8 protein-coding genes are annotated in these 20,237 nt (G+C 42.0%); 6 read left to right on the plus strand and 2 right to left on the minus strand.

Annotated features, from left to right (window positions below):
* The first annotated feature begins 84 nt into the window (after positions 1-84).
* The 6 genes from BCU84_RS17485 (at position 85) to BCU84_RS17510 (ending at position 17,854) form a co-directional block, all read left to right on the plus strand.
* Complete coding sequence (locus tag BCU84_RS17485) at positions 85-11,544, plus strand: Ig-like domain-containing protein (RefSeq protein WP_206747662.1); 11,460 nt, start codon at positions 85-87, stop codon at positions 11,542-11,544.
* 93 nt (positions 11,545-11,637) lie between these two features.
* Positions 11,638-13,869 carry a type I secretion system permease/ATPase gene (locus BCU84_RS17490; protein WP_102529360.1) on the plus strand — a complete coding sequence of 744 codons (2,232 nt, stop codon included), beginning with the start codon at positions 11,638-11,640 and terminating at the stop codon, positions 13,867-13,869.
* Positions 13,866-15,179: an HlyD family type I secretion periplasmic adaptor subunit gene (locus tag BCU84_RS17495; RefSeq protein ID WP_102529361.1), complete on the plus strand. Its 1,314-nt coding sequence runs from the start codon at positions 13,866-13,868 to the stop codon at positions 15,177-15,179. Before BCU84_RS17490 ends, BCU84_RS17495 begins: the two co-directional genes overlap by 4 nt.
* Positions 15,180-15,197: 18 nt before the next feature.
* The gene (locus tag BCU84_RS17500; RefSeq protein WP_102529362.1) at positions 15,198-16,493 is read left to right on the plus strand and encodes a TolC family outer membrane protein; all 1,296 of its coding nucleotides are present in this window, start codon (positions 15,198-15,200) and stop codon (positions 16,491-16,493) included.
* Position 16,494: 1 nt separating this feature from the next.
* Positions 16,495-17,115: an OmpA family protein gene (locus BCU84_RS17505; RefSeq protein ID WP_102529363.1), complete on the plus strand. Its 621-nt coding sequence runs from the start codon at positions 16,495-16,497 to the stop codon at positions 17,113-17,115.
* A gap of 187 nt (positions 17,116-17,302) precedes the next feature.
* Entirely contained in the window at positions 17,303-17,854 is a 552-nt protein-coding gene (locus BCU84_RS17510) for a thioredoxin family protein (RefSeq protein WP_102529364.1), read from the plus strand.
* Between the two features lie 115 nt (positions 17,855-17,969).
* Here BCU84_RS17510 and BCU84_RS17515 read toward each other — a convergent pair whose 3' ends face one another.
* On the minus strand, positions 17,970-18,905 hold the full coding sequence (locus tag BCU84_RS17515) for an exopolyphosphatase (protein ID WP_102529365.1): 936 nt from the start codon (positions 18,903-18,905) through the stop codon (positions 17,970-17,972).
* A complete protein-coding gene (gene rhlB, locus BCU84_RS17520; protein ID WP_102529366.1) occupies positions 18,906-20,204 on the minus strand; it encodes an ATP-dependent RNA helicase RhlB in 1,299 nt (432 codons plus the stop codon).
* Between the last annotated feature and the right edge of the window lie 33 nt (positions 20,205-20,237).

A 20,237-nucleotide genomic window follows, 5' to 3' on the forward strand; every position in this document is an offset into this window, starting at 1 on the left:
GATGGCTACCTAATAGCAACAGCTGAAGTCTCTGACGTTGCGGGTAACCCAATATCTGCAACCACGGGCGATCCCATTGATATATTGGCTGCAGTCAACATTACCGTTGACACAGGCAACGACGAATTTGTTAATCGTTTCGAGATGAAAAAACTTGATTTTTCAGGCTCAGTTTTTGACGTAGAAGATGGTCAAGCCGTCACTATCACCATTACTGATGTTGACGGTCAGACTCTCACCTACACAACCCAAGTCGTGGATGGTAGTTGGCGAATTGAAAATGCAGATATTGAAGCACTAGTCGATGGGGAATTACGTTTTGATGTTAACACTCAGGACATTGCAGGTAATCCGGCTTCTTCTTCTACAACGGTAATTAAAGATACTGTTGCCAATGTCACTATCAATGTCCTTGATAGCGACCAGATTTTAAATCAGCAAGATATTGATGACCTTAATACCATTTTTGGGGTCGCTAACAATATCGAAGATGGTCAAGTCATTTTCATCACAGTTACCGATAGTTTAGGCCAAGTTTTCACCCTTTCATCAGAGGTGAATAATGGTCTTTGGACTGCATCAGGACTAGATGCTTCTGATTTAGCAGACGGTATATTACACCTTTATGCCGTCGCAATTGATGCAGAAGGAAATCCTGCATTTGCTACTAATACCATCATAAAAGATACCCTAGCTGATATTACAGTTGAGATTATTGATAACGATGGCGTACTTAATGCCGCTGAAATGACGCAAGTCTCGATACAAGGTACTGTTGCTAATGTTGAGGATGGTCAAACCGTTACTGTGACGATGACAGATAATCAAGGAAACTCCCTCAGTGTAACCACAGTAGTTATCAACGGAACTTGGAACTTACCTCAACAAGATTTATCAAACTTTGATGATGGCTCCTTAATTGCTACTGCTGAAGTGAACGATATTGCAGGGAACCTTGCTTCAAATTCGACTCAAATACTTGTTGATACTAGCGCTGAGATCTCAGTCGAAATTATAGATAATGACGGTGTCATTAACACGACGGAATTAAGCCAAGTCATTATCCAAGGGCGCGTAAGTAATATCGAGGACGGTCAACTCGTTACAGTAACGCTAACTGACGATTTCAATAACTCATTAACATTAACAACAACCATCATAAATGGAGTGTGGAGTTTAGCCGCTCAAGATTTATCAGCGTTCGATGACGGTTCACTCTTAGTGACAGCTATCGCATACGACAATGCTGGTAACCAAGCACAAGGATCGACCTCAATCCCAATTGATACGACAGCTGCAATTGACATCACGATTATTGATAACGATGGCGTTATCAATGCTGCAGAAATGACCCAAGTGGTTATTCAAGGCAGCGTCACAAACGTTGAAGATGGTCAAACCGTTACCGTCAACCTCACCGATAATCAAGGGAATTCATTAACCCTTAACGCCATTGTTACTGGCGGAGTATGGACGTTAGCTCCCCAAGATTTATCAAGCTTTGATGATGGCTCACTAGCGGTCACAGCAGAGGTCAGCGATATAGCAGGCAACCCTGCATCAGCCACCGCACAAATGCCTGTTGATATATTGGCTGATATCACAATTGATGTGGACACGGGTAGAGACTCTGTCATTAACCGCTTTGAAATGCTGCGCCTTGATTTCTCAGGTCAAGTTGATGATGTTGAAGACGGTCAAACCATTACTATTACCCTAACCGATAGCCTCAATAACCAACTCACTTTCAATACCACTGTCGTCGCAGGTGTTTGGCAAATTAGCGATGCAGATGTTTCATCACTCGTCGATGGCAATATTAGCTTTACAGCGAATACTATCGATATCGCTGGCAACCCCACTTCTGTCACAGCCATTGTCAGCAAAGATTCTCAAGCATCTGTGACCATTGAAGCGGTAGATGATGACAATACGCTTAATGCCGTTGAAGTCCCCAGCACAACTTTGCGCGGTGAGGCACTTAATATTGAAGATGGTCAAAATGTACTAATTTGGGTGACAGATTCAAATGGCACTAGATTGATATTTAATACCAGTGTTGTTGATGGTCAGTGGCAACTTGATAACCTTGATTTGTCATCATTACTTGATGGTGAACTCACGCTACGTGCATTAGCTGTCGATATAGAAGGTAATCCGAGCATTGGCAACAACACAGTAGCTAAAGATACAGCTGCCGATATCACTGTGGAAATTGTTGATAACGACGGCGTTATCAATGCCACTGAAATGACTCAAGTAGTTATTCAAGGTAGCGTCTCAAACATTGAAGATGGCCAAATAGTTACCGTCAATCTCACCGATAACCAAGGCCATTCATTGACAGTAACCGCTATCGTTACTGGTGGTGTTTGGACACTCCCAGCACAAGATCTATCCACCTTTGATGATGGATCTTTAGCAGTCACTGCTGAGGTCAGTGATGTAGCGGGTAACCCTGCATCAGCCACCACACAAATGCCTGTGGATACAACCGCATTAATTGACATCACGATTATTGATAACGATGGCGTTATCAATGCTGTTGAAATGACCCAAGTGGTCATTCAAGGCACGGTTACCAATGTCGAAGACGGTCAAACCGTTACCGTGAACCTCACCGATAGCCAAGGCCACTCTCTGACCCTAACCGCCATCGTCACTGGTGGTGTTTGGATTCTCCCAGCACAAGATTTATCAAGCTTTGATGATGGCTCATTACTTGTCACAGCAGAGGTTAGCGATGTTGCAGGCAACCCTGCAACAGTCTCCGCACAAATGCCTGTGGATACTACCGCATCAATCACTGTCGAAATTGTCGATAGTGATAGTTTCATTAACCAAACTGAGCTTAGTGCAGTCATTGTCAGCGGTACTGTGACTAATATTGAAGCTGGTCAGCAAGTCAGAATCACATTAACCGACGCCAACAATGTATCAACTACCGTAACGACCACGGTCAATACTGACGGTACTTATAGTATTACAGCTCAAGACCTTGCAGCGATAGGGTTTGTTGATGGCACCCTTACGGCAACCGCAACTGCAATAGATATTGCAGGCAATAGCGCAACAGCATCTGATCAAGTGCTCATTGATACTCAGGTGACTATCGATATTGATACTGGAGTTGATGGTTTTGATGTCGGTTTATTCACCTACGGAAGAGAATCGTCTCTTGCTGGAACCACCACAGGCGTAGAACAAGGCCAAACTGTCACACTAACGTTAACCGACGGTATTACTACCAAGACGTTTACCACTACAGTCAACGCAGATGGCAGCTGGCTGTTTGACGACACTTTACATGTTGATGGTTTAAATCAGCGTTTAAGTTGGAAAATGGATGTCAGTGTTACTGACTTAGCTGGTAATACTGCGGTTGATGAAATGCCACAATTAGATATCCCTACTGATGGATATTTATATGAACTAGCACTCAACCTTTATAACCAAACCAATGCCGACTTCAGCTTCGATATTCCTGATGCAGAACTAAGCTTATCTGCAAACCAAGAATTTTTGTTGCGTAGCCAATCTAATGGCCAAGAATTAACCATGGTTTTAGCTGCGGATGGTCAATCTTTCCAAGTATTCAGAAGCGGTGACAATGAATTAGTATTACAAGCCACATTAACAGGACAAGATCTCAACGTTGCCTTATATCAACCGCTGGACAAAGTAACAGCAAATAACATATCCACATTTATTAGACTAGAAGGTCTGCAAACTGATCTTGACGGCACAACAGAACAAATCATTACTTATGCCATATTACACGTAAAAGATACTCCTGAGCTCGCTATAGATGATCACTTCACAACGGTTGAAGACACAACAATGACGGGGTCTATAACAGGTAATGATTACACCATTGAAGGTCCTCTAAATGTTGAAAACATCAACTTTAATGGTATGGATTACGCCGTAGCTATTAATGCGTCTGCCGTGATTGATACAGGCAAAGGCGTCTTAACAGTCAACGCCAATGGTTTCTGGCAGTTTGTGGCTAGTGATAATTTGGATAATACAGTAGAGCAATCAATTAGTTTTGATTATACCGTCACCGACTTTGACGGTAGCATCGCTTATGCCACCAGCACAATTACGATTAATGATGGTGCTATCGGCACCATGGCTGATGCAAACTTTGCAACAGCAGAATCAACCATTAATGGTGTCAATACTGACAGCCAGTCATTTTCTATCACAGCAGGATCTGACTCACTAATTGCTTCAACTGTGGTTTTTAGTACTTTATCCCTAGTCCCCTTAAACTCATTAGGGTTAACCTCAAATGGGGACGCATTAAGCTACACATTGGCTGCCGATGCTAAAACCATTACAGCCACCGCCAATGGGGTAACTATATTTACCTTATCACTCTCTGCATCAAGTAATAGCGATGACCTCGATGTCACAGCGGTGATGGATTTAAAGCGCCCATTAGATCATGTTTCTACAGATAATTTAACTTTACAAACCTTAATCGATGCTACTGACTTAGACGGTAGTCATATCGATATAGGTAAACTGAGTTGGACTATTAATGATGGTAATTCAGCACTGATTGATAATATCGACACTCTGAATTTTGATGAAACCAATCTGGCAGGAACACCTTTAATTCAAACAGGACAATTTGATATTAATGTCGGAGCTGATGCGATTAGTAGCTTAGGTTTTAATATCGATCAAATACCAAACTTAACAGCCGGTGGCGTCGCGGTAATTTTTGAACTATCGAATGATGGCTTAACTTTAACAGCTCATACAGGTGATATTTCAAATCCAATTTTAACGATTGTTATCGACAACGGTTGGAATATTGAAAGTGACACACTCTCTCATACATATACCACCACACTGAGCCGCCCTTTTGATCAAATAAACACCGACGAAGTTAATTTTGGGCTCATTATTACTGACTTTGATGGTGATACAACTCAAGCTCAGATGACACTAATTGTCAGTGATGATGACCCAGGGCAAATCAGCGTCATTGATATCGATATCAGCGAATTACCAAGCGTTACCGCTGGTGTTGATAATCGCACCACTGGTTTTATAAATATCAGCACAACAGGCGATCCTATCGTCAACATTAAGTTTGGTCTTGTGGATGGCGATTATGTAGTCGATGCTGATGGCAATAATCTGACCCAAAATGGCACTAATATATTCTGGGTACTGTCTGATGATGGCGCAGTCGCAGAAGGGCAAACACCTGATGGTAATGTCGTCTTTCGGATGAACTTACCTAGCGATATTTTTATTGATGCTGAAAGTAGCTCTGCGGTCGAATTTGATATGCATATGCTAGGCCCAATAGATAACAACACTGCTACAGGTACATTCACAACGATCAAAGTCGATGTTATTGCGATTGATAGTGATGAAACTGAAATCACCGGCCGTGTTGATATAGATATATTTGATGGAGAAACACCTTCTTTACCTTCCTCAATTACGTTAACTGTTAACGAAGGAGAGCTTGTCGACAACGCCAGCATTCTCAGTAGTGCGCAATTGAGCATGACCAGTGGCAGCGATGATATTGTATCGATTGAACTGACTGACAGCTATAGCTTTGATGGCTACACCAGTAACGGCCAAGCCATTGTCTTAAGCGATAACGCCAATAATAATGGTTGGTATGAAGCCATCCGTTCAGGAGATAACACAACCGTATTTAAAGTGCGCTTTAATGCCAATGGTAAAATTGAGTTTGAACAATTTGCAGCTATCGATCATCCGCTTGGTAACGGCGAAAATATTCAAACGTTAAGTTTTGATGTATTTGCAACTGACGCCGATGGTGATGAGTCAAATCAGCAAACGATTAATATTGACATAACCGATGACACCCCTGTTCAACATGACTCTGAATTGACCTTTACAGAGCAAGATAATACCGACTTCAGCGTACAATTATTCAATCAAAAACAGCAAGGCGCAGATGGCGCAACTGTCAGTAAGTTCATTTATGATGGCCAAGAATACGCTGCAGGTGACTCAGTCGACCTCTTTACTGATACCGGAGTCAAATACGGTACATTATTAATCACAGCCAATGGCCAAGCGGTAGTGTCGAGTAAAGTATTTGAATATGAGCAACCAATATATAGCGAAGTTGTTCAGGTATATGTTACTGATGCAGATGGCGATACTGTTATCGATAATTTAACCATTACAGCTAAAGACCAAACTGGCTCTGTTCGAATACTGAACCCCAATTTTGTTGAAGATACCCCCGCTAATCTACTGGTATTTGGATACCCAGGCGATATCGATGAAGGTGAGTTGATTCAAAGTATAGTCTTCAATACAGCATCATTAGCCGGAGGCACGTTAACATTAGATGGCATTCCAGTGCCTACAGATGGCGATGGTAATTACATTCTCGAAGGCATCAACTTATATATTAATGACTTTGGTGTTGCTATCCCTAGTGGCAACCTGCTTTACCACCCCGCAGAAGATGCTTCAGATGCTACCCTAAATGTTGAATTTGAAGCCACGGTTAACATCAACAATAAACCATCAATCACCACCCTAATCCCTGTTTCGATTGAATCCGTAGCCGATATTCCACAATGGGATGATACTAGCCAATTTGTCTACGATATCAAAGAAGATGCAGGAGCAATTAATATTAATGTTGAAGCCAGTACAAAAGATATCGTTGGAGCTGACAGCCAAGGCTCAGAAGTCATGACGTATGTCATAACTAATATCTCTTCAGGCTTAACCCTTAGCAGTATCAACAGTGATGGTAATAGCTTTTCTATCGCCAATGGACAAACCATCTCCGCAGATGAGTTAGCTCAACTTCAAGCTTTAGTCGGTGATGATTTAGCAGGGCAATTTAGCTTTGATATACAAGCAATATCTACTGAACCAGACAATAATGCGACTATTGATATTGCAGCTGAAACCATCATTTTCAATGTTAGTCCTGTCGCAGATTTACCTAGCCTAACAACAAGAGATATCTCCAGTGATGAAGATGTATCAATTGCTTTATACGACTTTCTTTTTGGTGAGCTTTCGGACAATTCTGGCTCAGAGAGTTTAGGATTTGAATTAACCCTACCTGATGGCTGGATAATCGATGCCCCTTCTGCGGTCAATTTAGGCAATGGAGTTTGGACGGTCGAATTTGACGATATCCTCCCAACCCCTCCTTATCTAGGAGCTATGCTAATTCCATTAGCTGATGCAAGCTCAGCCAATTTAGGTGAATTTGACATTACAGTCCGGAGCTTTTCAACAGAAACGGCACAAGATGGTATAGCCCCTATAGATTCAGTTCTGCAACCCAACCCGCATTACAGTGAGCCACAAACGCTTACCATTAGTTTAACTGGTGTCGCAAATGATGCACCGACAATTACGTCTGATGCCAGTGTTTGGCAAATGACTAATGATGGTAGTATTAATTCGGTCGTTCCATTCAACGAAGACAGTGACATTCCATTAAGCTTTACCTTAGTAAGCTCTGATGATGACGGTTCAGAAACTCTGAGTATTCGCCTGGTTGGTCTGCCTGAAGGGGCGTCACTTGTGGATGCGAATGGCCAAATCATCTATTTACCTGTTGTGGGATTTGAGTCAGGTCAGCCAGCGTATAGTGTGACAGCGGAAGTATTATCAACCTTATCCTTAAGGCCACCTGAAGACTTTAGCGGTCAAATAAATCTGACTTTATTCGTTGAAAGCACCGAGTTAGATGGTGATACAGCTGAGTATGAACTCAATCTTAATATTGATATCGCACCTGTTATTGATGAAACAGTCCAGTCACTAACCACAGTAAGTAGTGGTAAAGAAGATCAGCCTATCGTTCTCAATTTATCACCTGCGTTACTGGCTGATATGGATGGCAGTGAAACCATTACTGAGTTAACCCTCTTCCCATCAAGTGACGGCATCATTTTCCTCTTCGATGGCGCTGAGATTGTTGTCGGTAGTGCAGGCTTATTACTGTCAGAATTAACAGATGCAGCTAGCCCGACGTTAACTGATTTACTCAACTCTGGTCGTTTAGCAGTGCTGCCACCACAAGACGCTGACGGACCATTTACCTTAGATGTTAATTACCAAATCACTGACACTTCAGAAACCGGTCAGACCCTAATACAAGATATTTCAACTCAACTGTCCGTTCAGGTTGATGCCGTAGTTGAGATCATTACCCGTCTGCAAACTGATAATACTGTGCTGCATAGCACCGATGGGACACCTATTACCCTGACTGATGACATTGTATTTTTTGATGGTGATATAGACGGTTCTGAAGTTTTGGATTATATCGTTATCGTTATGCCCAGTGACGACGGTTGGTTTGTTACTCACCCGAATGGAGCGATCCATGATGGTGATGGTCGCTGGCTAATACCAACTAACGGTATGACAAGTGACACAATTCAGGAGCAATCCCAAGCCATTCTTGATGGCATGACGATATCAAGCGATCATGTCACTGGCCTTGAAACAATCACTGTTGAAGCAAGAGTGCTAGATAGAGACGATCCTGAGATCATTTCAACCAACATTTTTGTGCTATTTGAACAACCCACATCTGCATCAACCGCATCCGTAGTCACTGACCTACAATCCTCCACAATTGATGCTATTGAAGATAATGCGATTAGCTTTAGTGGTCATCTCAACTTATCCATCACCAGTGATAATAATGATGTCATAAGCTTTAGAGTGCTAGCCAGCGACTTACCTCAGGGCGGTTATTTTACCGGTAGTGACGTTATCGCCCTCTATGACAGTAGTGGCGAAAACATCATCGAATATGTCTTTACTACAGCATCGTTAAGTAACTTAGCATTACATAATATTTCTGAGGATTTTTCCGGTGATTTGACTATTCCTATTCGCATCATTGCCACAGACTCATTAAGTGGTGATACCAAAATAGATGATTCTCAGAATTTGGAAATTAATATTACCCCAGTGGCTGATGGTGTCACTCTGGAGTCATTAATTGATACCATGGATGAAGATGACCCTAAGGCCCTAGGGTTATTTTTAGCCTTCGCTGACACAGATGCCACCGCTAACACTGGTGGTGAAGAAAAAATCATTTTGGACGACCCTGCACAGCTATTTACCATTACCCTGCTCGATGGCGGCCAGCTCATTGATAACACTGGTTTGTTCCAGCTAAAATCTGGCACTGATGATACTTGGGAATTTACAGGTAACACCAATGTAGCATTAAACAATGCCCTAGCTTTATTGCAATTTTCACCACCAGAACACCTAAGTGGTGACTTTAGACTACTGATTTCAGGCACTGTCAGTGACACTGCAGATATTGATGGTGCTAATGTTATCGACAACGCAAACTTCAGCGATACTATAACGATTCAAGTCACCCCTGTTACTGATGCTGCAGAGGTGCCAGCAGATCTGATTATCATTAACGGTACTGAAGATACCAATATTGCCTTAACTGGTATCAATAGTTCTATTATCGGTCTGATTGATACCGACGGCTCCGAAGTGCAATACATCACCATTCAAGGAGTCCCAGAAGGCGCCACTGTTTATTACCAAGATGCTGGCGGTAATTTACAGCTTTTACCCAACAATGGTGCTGATGGAGGTCAGTTTAATGGCTCTCCTACAAGCTACTGGACCATTACCCCAGACCAACTCGATAGCATTGTCATCAAGCCACCACAAAATTTTAATGGCGATATGCCATTGTCACTTTCAATCATCACTCAAGAGTTAGGTACTGATGACTTCGTCACAACCTCTATGGACTTTTTAGTGGGTGTCAGTCCAGTCGCAGATGGTGTCCAAATAATCTCAGCTCCAGATGACTACAGCGCCATAGAAGGCGATGCTATCAAAGTCGAACTAGGGGCTGAGCTAATTGACCTTGAAGGACATGAGTCAATTAGAGTCGAAGTGACGATTACTTCAGCAGAAGCGAATGCCCTCATCGATTTAGCAGGTATTGAAATTGATGGTCAATTTGCTGCATTAATTTCTGACGGGAATGGCGGATTTACAGCATCGCTGCTGGTCAATGAAACCAGTTTAGATGAAATAAAAATCTTACCTGGTGAACTTGCATTCGGTACGTTACAAGTTGAGTTGGCACTTTCCAGTATTGATACTGCTGAAGTACTAGGCTCAAATGAAACAGATCAAAGCGCTGCACAAATAGTCAATTTCGAGATTGAAATAACCCCAGAAGTCGACCCACCGATTTGGACACAATTTGGCGATATTAATGCTTTAACTACCAACGATATCCCACTCAACCTTGGGCTTGAATTAAAAAATCCAGCCCCAGGAGAGACTGCAAGCCTCACTATTTTAGGCGTGCCTGACGGGGCAACGTTATCAGCTGGGACCCAACAAGGTAATCAATGGATTGTCCCAATTGAGAGTGTTGCTGGCCTAATGATAAGCGGTGTAACGGCAGGTACCACTTTTGAATTAAGCCTAGACCCAACAGCAACACTTGATGGCGAATCTGCAGAAGGCGATCTAGAAACCATCACAATTACCGTTGATGATAACGCAGTAATGAACAGTCCAGCAGCCATGGAAAACTTTGCTTTCAATGATGCTAATACCGATGTAAATCCTAATAACCTTGAACCCATGACACAAAGCGCAGCCGTTTATGGTGTACAACTTGAAGATTTCCAACAGCAAGTCATGGAAGAAATGTATCAAAGGATGCAATTTGAATACATGAGGCAATATGACACGCCTTACCGTTATGTGTCGCCAATGGACCCTATTGACTCAATTATGCCAATCAATCCTGTCATTAATGATGCAAGTACTAATACAAGTACTCATATAAGTACTCATGCAAATACTAATGTAATTTCTAATGAAAATGCTTATGCGCAAGATTTCAGTACCCCAGCATCGCAGCAAAGCCTGTCAGCAAATGTCGAAGCTGCACCTATAGAGATTCAGCCTTTTAGTATTGATTTTAATCCCAACACAAAACCTGAGTATGGCTATCAAGATCCTATTGGCAGTGAGCTTATTGATCGTGAGCTTATTAGAATTGAGTTAAGCCCAAATAATCCTGTCGACGACATTACCCCGATTGAATTTACACTCAATCAAATCATGCCAATATCAGCACAACCAACAAGCTTAATTGCTACGAATGACATCATCTCAGTAGCCCAAAATTCAGCGTTATCCCTGATCAGTGTTGATACTCATTGGGGGGATAAACTTATTGAACAACCAGGATTTGGTTACATACAACCTATTCCTGATAGTTCACCGACTAGATTCTCACAAACAGATGCATCACACACAGATTTATCTCACACCAATAGTGCCTTTAATACTGAACTTAGCAATCAACCTAATGATGAAATCAATTCGCTAAATTCACTTACATCGGCCATTAAAGATTCCTTATCAAAACAAGAAACGTTAACCACCAGTTTTGAAAGTGAAAGTTATTTAAATCAATCAGAACTAGATGAAATCAATCAACTAACTCAACAGCAAACGCTGCTAAACCAAAGTTAAATATTTAAGTAACAATAGTGATAAAAACAATATAAACAGAGACATAAAAGCTAGATAAACAATAACAAAGATGCAAAGGATGAGCCGTCTATAATGTCAGCAAATGAAAGCGCTAAACAACAAGCTAATCATCAAGCCTTAATCAGTTTACTGACACTGATTAAGGCTCATTTTGGCCTGCCTATCTCCTCAGAAAGTCTTTCTAAAATCTTATCCGCCCATCCTATTAATAGCGGCGAAGAACAACGGGCTCTTCAGCTAAGTGATTTACTCAAACAAATTAATGTTGATAGTGCGCCCCAAGCATTAAGTTTTAATCATTTAGCTTTGCCCGCAATCATATTTGATCAACACAACCAGGTCTACTTTGCATCAGAAAAACAGCAAGGCGCATTAATCCTTGTTGATATGCAAGGTCAACACACTCAAATAAATGAAAAACAGTTCGCAGCGCAATTTAAATCCAAGTCAGCCCATTGCTGGTACATCAAGCCCATAGAACAACTTGATGAGCGCGGTACTGAACACCATAAAGACACTAAAAGGCATTGGCTTTTAGCGGCATTTGATGAAGTAAAACCCTTTTATGGCAGCTTTTTAATCGGCTCGTTAGCGATTAACTTGCTGGCATTAGTCACCCCGCTATTTACCATGAATGTTTATGACCGCGTCGTACCCAACCAAGCTATCGATACTCTATGGGTACTCGCCAGTGGCGCGTCAATTGCCATTGTATTTGACTGGCTATTACGCCAAGCCAGAACACGTTTAGCAGACGTTGCTGGTAAACAAGTCGATATCAAACTGTCATCAACCTTATTTGAAAAAGTCATCGGCATGCGATTAGAAAACCGTCCAGCTTCTTCAGGTGCTTTTGCTAAGCAACTGCAAGAATTTGACAGCATTCGTGATTTCATCACCTCAGTCACTCTCGTCACTGCAGTGGATTTACCCTTCACCTTATTATTTCTGGTGTTAATTGCTTGGCTTGGTGGTGTCATGGTGTTTGTGCCACTGACCTGCATGGTCGTGCTCATTTTGCTGAGTGTTTTTATGCAAAAGCGCTTATCAGTAACCATCGAAGAATCATCAAAGCTATCAACTCAGCGCCAAGCTCATCTTGTTGAAAGCTTAAATATGCTGGCAGAAATAAAACAAAATAACGGTCAAGCAAAAGCCTCGAGAGTCTGGAATGAAACCGTCAGCAGTCTAGCTGACTGGCAAAATGAATCTCGTATTAGCTCTAATACCCTTAGTCATAGCGTGATGAATTGCCAACAGTTAGTGTCAATTGGCTTAATCATCACTGGGGTATATCAAATTCATCAAGGCAACTTAAGTATGGGGGGCTTAATCGCCATCGTAATGTTAAGCGGCAGAGCTTCCAGCGCCATTAATCAAATCGCCATGTTGTTACTTAAATATCAGCAAACTCGATCTGCGATTACCTCCGTTGAATCTATTTTAGAGTTACCGCAAGAGAACCAACAGCAATCATTAAATGTGGCGCAATTCCCTTTCAATGGCAGCCTTAACCTTCGTGGTGCAAGCTTTAGTTACCCTGAACAACCCCTGTCAGCATTTAACGATATATCTCTTGATATTAAAGCGGGTGAAAAGGTCGGATTTTATGGTCCTGCTGGTGCAGGAAAATCAACGCTCATGGCGCTGATAGCAGGCCAATATCAACTCAGTGAAGGTCAACTGTTTTATAATCAATTGGAAGCTCAACAATGGTCAGTCGGCAGGCTCCGTGACCATATTGGTTATATGAGCCAACAACCTAACTTAGTCTATGGCACTGTGCTTGATAATTTGCTTTACGGTATCGGCCAAGTGGATGAAACCTTGCTAGCACAAACCATGATGAGTACAGGCATTGATAAACTCATGGATCGACTTGGAAGCGGCCTTAATAGCCAAGTAGGTGAGTTTGGTCGTCAGCTATCAGGTGGCCAACGTCAAGCTATAGCCCTTTGCCGTACCCTACTTCGCCAGCCGACTTTATTGATCCTTGATGAACCCACCAGCGCCATGGATGAACGCAGTGAAACCCAAATTATTAGCAGTTTAAAAATGAATACTCAAAACTGCACTATGCTCATTTCGTCACACAATCCAAAAGTGCTTAGCCTTTGCGACCGCATTATTGTGATGGATAAAGGTGCCATTATTGGCGAGAAATCTGCTGCCGAGTTACTTGAACCTAATAAACGTCGTATCAAAGCGATTAACGTTCGCAACACCAGCAACTCAAAGGCTCACACTTCAAATACAAGTGCTTCAAAAACGAATACCTCAAAGATAAGTGAGGTGAAATCATGAGTGCAAACTTACATATAAAACACCTTGAAGGAGCTAAACGAGCCAACCGAGTCATATTACTCACATTTGGCTTACTCTGTTTCACACTCATTTGGGCAGCTTTTGCGACATTAGAAGAAGTTGTCGTCGGTGAAGGCAAAGTGGTTCCCGCCTCTGCAGTGCAACAAATTGAGAGTTTAGACGGTGGCAGTTTAAAAGAGATCCTTGTTAAAGAAGGCGATACCGTCATCGCAGGACAAACCCTATTAGTTATCGATGAACTCAGATTTGCTTCAGCATTTCATGAAGCCAGATTGAATAGTGTGGCGCTTAAAAACCAACTAACTCGACTCGAAGCCTTACTCGATAGTGTCCTTATTGATGACACCCAAGCATTATGGTTTTCACAAGTACAAATTACCCCACAACAGTTTGATATTGCCGACAGCTCAGCAAACAGACGATCACAGGCAATATATAACTCGCAGCTATCGCAATTAATTTCACAGCTAGATCAAACCGCCCAAATAGTTGAGCAAAAACGCCAAGCAAAAGAAGAAGTGAACATTAATATCAATGCTCAGCGCAGTGGGCTTACGATGGCAAAACAAGAAATTCGCATGACCCGTGAGGCTGTTGGTGAAGGCGCTGTAGCAGAGTTAGAGTTATTAAAACTTGAGCGTGATGCAGTAAGACTGCAAGGAGAATTATCAGCATCACAAGCCAGTGAAAGGCAACTTAAAGCCGCCATCAGTCAAGCAGTGGCAGAGCGCCGAAATGTCGCACTCGATTTTGTTAACCGCACCACTGATGAGCGCAATAAAACCAGTAATGAATTATCTGCATTAACCGAAAATATGAAAGCCCTAGCCGACAGGCTGGAACGTACCCAAATTACCAGTCCCGTTTCGGGCAGCGTGTCTAATATTGTCGTGCGATCAGCAGGGCAAGTGGTAGAACCAGGCCAAGTACTCATGGAAGTCGTCCCTCAAGATGACCAACTCATTATCGAAAGTCATATCGCGCCCAAGGACATTGCTTTTGTTCATAAAGGCTTAAAAGCAATGGTGAAATTTACGGCTTATGACTTTGTGATATACGGTGGTATTAAAGGTGAGGTCATATACGTCAGCCCTGATGCACAACAACTTGAAGATGGCACAACTTACTATGAAGCCCATATTCAAACTGATGAAAACCAACTGAACGGCTGGCCAATTATTTCAGGCATGCAAGCCTCAACCGATATTTTAACTGGCAATAAAACCGTCTTAAATTACTGGCTAAAACCGCTATTGCGGGCCAGAGCAAATGCGCTACGAGAACCGTAAGGTAAAGGTAAGGATACTATGCAAAAACTGTTATTCATTTCTGCTTTAGTAATATCAACACAGGCACAAGCACTGACGTTGGAACAATCAGTAGCAGAAGCGATAAATCACCATCCAAGGTTGCAGCAAAAATATGCCAGCTTTGAAGCCGCAGTTCGTTATAAAAAAGCCGCTGTGGGTGATTATCTTCCTCAAGTTAAACTCTACGGTGGTGTCGGTTACGAAGAAGTTCGATATAACAGCGGCCAACGAGTTGATACTGATCTAAATCGCACCGAACTCGGCGTTAAAGTATCGCAATTATTGTTTGATGGGTTTAGAACAACCTCTGAAATTGACCGCCTTGAATTTGAACAAGAAGCCGAGCGATTTGGCTTGATTTCAGAAGCTGAAAACTTGTCACTAGAAGTCGCCACAGTTTACTTAAACCTAGTCGAAGCAAACCGTATTGTCGGCCTCGCTGAGCGCAATATTGAAGAACATAAAGATATCCTTAAGGATATCATTTTACGTCAAAATAAAGGCTTAAGCAGTGAATCTGATGTCGCTCAAGTTAAAGCGCGCGTGGCAACCAGTCAATCGGGTTATCTCGCAGCACGCAATCAGCAAATGGATTTACAAGCTAAGTATTATGATCTTGTCGGGCAACTTCCGGTAGATTTATATAATGCTAAACCTGACTTTAATTATGTGCCTACCTCATTAAAATTAGCGCTTGAACAAGCAGTTAAGAACCACCCTGAAATCGATGCTGCAATCAATGACACTCAAGCAGCCTCATCTCAATATGAGCGCGAAAAAAGTGATTACTGGCCTAAGCTATCAATCGAGCTACAAGCCAACAAAAATGACAATATTGGCGGAATTGAAGGCCCTGATGAAGACGCCAGAGCCATGTTAATGCTGAGCTATGATTTGTATAACGGCGGCTCAACCAATGACCGAGCAGAAGCCGCAGCTTGGCAAGTTCAGCAAGCTAAATCCATTCGTCAGCAAACCGAAAAGCAAGTGATAGAAGGCACTCGCCTAGCTTGGAATTCATACGAATTTGTCGGTCAGCAACGTAAATTCTATCAAGTAAATGTCGATCAGGCTGTGCAGGCAGAACAAGGCTATCAACGCCAGTTTGAACTTGGCAGACGTTCATTGCTTGATGTCCTCGATGCCAAAGTCGAAGTGTATCTTGCGCGCAAAAACTATCTTAGTGCTTATTACAATTATCACATTGCGGCCTATCGCTTAATTAACGCGACAGGGCAACTGATCGAATCATTTAGGGTCGACACCCCTAACCAATGGCAAGAGGAGAAGTAACATGAAATCAATTAACTTACTGCCACTTTGCCTACTTGCCCTAACACTCAGCGCTTGTATAGAAACACCGCGCCCAGCCCTTGTTGAACAGCAAAGTCGTGATTTATACGATTTGGATACAGATGGTGTGATTACCGCACGCGATCTGTGCCTAAGTACTCCTGATGGTTCAGTTATCAATAATGATGGCTGTGAAAGCTCAACCACAGTAGAAAAACAAGCCAGTAGAGTGGTGATGTTTGAGTTTGATAAGCACACGTTAACCACTTACGAATCAGAACGATTGGCAAAAATGGTCAATGCTGTTAAACATTTTCAAGATGCAAGAATATACTTAATCGGTGACACCAGCCCAGAAGGCAGTGATGCCTATAACCATGAACTCGCTAAAAAACGCGCCGCTGAAATCACGCGAATAATCGTAGCTCAAGGCATTAATGAGCAACAAATTACTTCACAAGTATATTTTGAATCTAACATGATCCCAAATGCCATCAGAGGTCGCGAGCATCGCTTAGTTGCAGTTGCTAAATGGCAGGAGTCAGGTATTGAAAAAGCTTGGCATATTTTTTCAACAGAAAAAGTAGCTAAACCTAAGCCAAGTAAAGCTACAGGCATATAATATAAATAAAAAATATTATTCAAAATGCTGTCATGCTGGGTCTTTTTTTGATTACAGGGCAAGTTCAAAGTTATGTTTGAATTATTGCCCTTATCAGTGATCTAGCTAACACGCCGAGCATATTCGACTTCACTAACTTACGCCGAAATGATTGAATTATTGTATTCTTCATTCATGAGGCCTTATCATGCATAAAAGCGTTAAAACATTACTAGCCACAACGGCTCTATTTTTCAGTAGTCATTTGATTACAGGTACAGCAGTAGCAAACAGCGGCTGTGCATTTGATGAAGAGCAATCAGGCTTCATGGCGACATGCAGCGAGGAGAAACAAGAAGTGATTATCACTGGCATTGTTGAAATTTCAGCACTTGAAAAAGATTTACCAGGTTACGCAGCAGAGTTTGAAAACTACCAAACTAATGCAGATGCCATTTCAGCATTAAAAGCAATCGACACGCCAACTAATGTTGTCGTTATTATCGGTACTTGGTGCCCAGATTGTCACCGTGAAACACCACGTTTCATGAAGCTTATTGAAGAAGTTGCCAATCCAAATATCACCGTCACATACATCGGTGTAGATCGCAGCAAATTAGATCCAGAAGGCTTAGCTGCTAACTATGAGTTCAGCCGTATACCAACCTTCATCGTAGAGCAAGACGATAAAGAAATTGGCCGCATCATTGAAAGACCTGAAGTGACTTTAGAGCAAGATTTACTGAACATCATTAAATAATCAGTATTTAAATATCTGATTTATTGATCATCAAAAAGGGACGCTAACGTAAGTTAGCGTCCCTTTTTTGTATTCTTTTACTGCTGTTTCTGGGTAATGAAAACGATGAAATAGCTTATTCAGTTTGCTCAACTCGTTCAGCTAACATGGTCAATACGCCTTCTCGCAGCGCACCGCCAGAAAGGTTAAGCGACTCGATATCCAGCAGTTCAAACAAGGCGATTAAAATAGCAATACCTGATGCAAACGTTGGTGCTTTCTCTTCAGATAAACCCTGAATATGATGCAGAGATTCATTCTTTTGCACTAAAACCTCATCACGAAAACGGTATAACACCTTTAAGGTAATGATTTCTGATAATTCACGATGATTAAGCACAGATACAACGGATTGTACTGCGCCAGAGGCGCCTACAACGCCTTGCCAACCTAATTCTCTCAATAACTCGCTATGCGGTTCAAGCGCCTTTGATACGGCTAATTTGGCTTGTTCGAAATGATGAAGTTGATAAGGGACTTGATTGAAAAACTGTTGATTAAAGCGAACACAGCCAAAGTCTAAACTGGTTTTAAATAGCACTTGATTGCCATTACCGATAATAAACTCAGTGCTAGCACCACCAATATCAATCACCAAACGTTGACCATCACCTTCAGTGGTGGCTGCCATACCTTGATAAATGAGTTCAGCTTCACGCAGGCCGCTAATCACTTCAATAGGATGACCTAAAATCGGTAACGAGCGTTGATGGAATTCTTGAGCATTTGAGATAACACGAAGGGTTGCTGTTGCAAAAACAGCGACATGTTGCTGAGCGACTTGATGCTTTTCAAGCATCTCAGCAAACATGGATAAGCAATCCAAACCACGTTGTAATACTGCTTCAGCTAAGCGATTATCCTCGCCAATACCTTCTGCCAAACGCACTTTCTGCTTATATTTAGCAATAATTGTTGGCTGGCCATCCAATGTTTGGGCAACCAACATATTAAAGCTATTTGAGCCAAGCGTTATCGCGGCGTAACAAGGTAATGTAGCTGAACCAGTCATTTACGAGTGTCTGCGATTCCTTTGAGGTGGACGACCACCACTGCGATGTGCACCATTACGATTGCCACCGTCACGACCACGCGTCGTAGGGTGCTTACGATGAATACGCACTGGAGGCGGTAAATCATCAAGTAATGCTTCACGGTCGTAATTCGTCACAGGGATTGAATGTGAGATATACGTTTCAATTGCAGGCAGATTCAGTGCATATTCTTCACATGCAAAACTCACCGAAACGCCTTTTTGACCCGCACGACCTGTACGGCCAATACGGTGAACATAATCTTCACAATCATCTGGTAAATCATAGTTATACACATGAGATACATCAGAAATATGTAGACCACGAGCAGCAACATCCGTTGCCACTAATAAATCAAGTGCACCTGAAGTAAATTGCTCAAGAATACGGATACGTTTCTTTTGCGGCACATCACCAGTCAGTAAACCTACGCGATGTCCATCACCTTCTAACCATGACCAAACTTTTTCACAGCTGTGCTTGGTATTTGAGAAAATGATCGCTTTTTCAGGCCAATCTTCTTCTAGCAAGGTTAATAACAGACGCATTTTGTCATCTGTTGAAGGGTAGAAAATTTCTTCTTTAATGTTCTTAGATGTTTTTTGCTCAGGGGCAATTTCAACTTTCTCAGGATCATTCATATGATCATAAGCCAGTTCTTGCACCTTCATTGATAATGTTGCTGAATACAACATGTTCAAGCGAGACTTGGCATCAGGCATACGTCTAAACAAGAAACGAATGTCCTTAATAAAGCCTAAATCGAACATACGATCAGCTTCATCAAGTACAACCGCTTGAATTGAATTCAAACTGATCACACCTTGACGAACATAATCGATAATACGGCCAGTGGTACCAATAAGAATATCAACACCAGCATCAAGTACTTGACGTTGAACATCGTAACTTTCGCCACCGTAGACAATACCGACCTTTAAGCCAGTATGTTTTTCTAATAATTTGGCATCTTTTGCAATCTGAATCGCTAATTCGCGAGTCGGCGCCATAATAATTGAACGTGGCTGATTAATTTGTCGCCCTTCTGGTATGGCAACCGATAAAAGATGGTTAAATGTGGCAACCAAAAAAGCCATTGTTTTGCCAGTACCTGTTTGTGCCTGACCTGCAATATCTTTTTGTTGCAATAAAATGGGAAGAGATAACGCCTGAATTGGCGTACAAAATTCAAAGCCATTTTCGTTTAAAGCCTGAATTACCTCTGGTTTCAAAGGGAAGTCAGCAAACTTTTGGGTAGATAAATGTGTTTCGCTCATAGCTCAAGCATACTCGTTAGTGTTGCAAAAAAA

The sequence above is a fragment of the Shewanella sp. 10N.286.51.B7 genome, from assembly GCF_002873615.1.
Classification (GTDB): Bacteria; Pseudomonadota; Gammaproteobacteria; order Enterobacterales; family Shewanellaceae; genus Shewanella; species Shewanella electrodiphila.